The sequence below is a fragment of the Bacillus sp. SIMBA_008 genome, from assembly GCF_046535495.1.
In the GTDB taxonomy this organism is placed as follows: Bacteria; Bacillota; Bacilli; order Bacillales; family Bacillaceae; genus Bacillus; species Bacillus subtilis.
Map to the genome: position 1 here is coordinate 1 of NZ_JAWRWL010001250.1, position 236 is coordinate 236.

At 30.1% G+C, this 236-nt stretch carries 1 protein-coding gene; it reads left to right on the top strand.

Annotated elements, in window-relative coordinates:
- Positions 1-236: HAD family hydrolase (locus tag SB658_RS27435; protein WP_486308232.1), on the top strand; the 236-nt coding region annotated here is incomplete at both ends.

Here is a 236-nt window from a genome sequence, read left to right on the forward strand (position 1 = left end):
TATCACAAGAGCTATCTATTCAAGAAGGTGTTTCTCAATTATTTCAATTAATACCTACTAGTCTACACGATGATATGATTCAATTTTTAATAGAAACTGCTGAAATCCGTAGTGGTTTTCAGGAATTTATACAATTTGTAAATGAAAATAACATTTCTTTTTACGTTATATCAGGTGGAATGGATTTCTTCGTCTATCCACTCTTACAAGGAATCATTCCAAAAGAGCAAATTTAC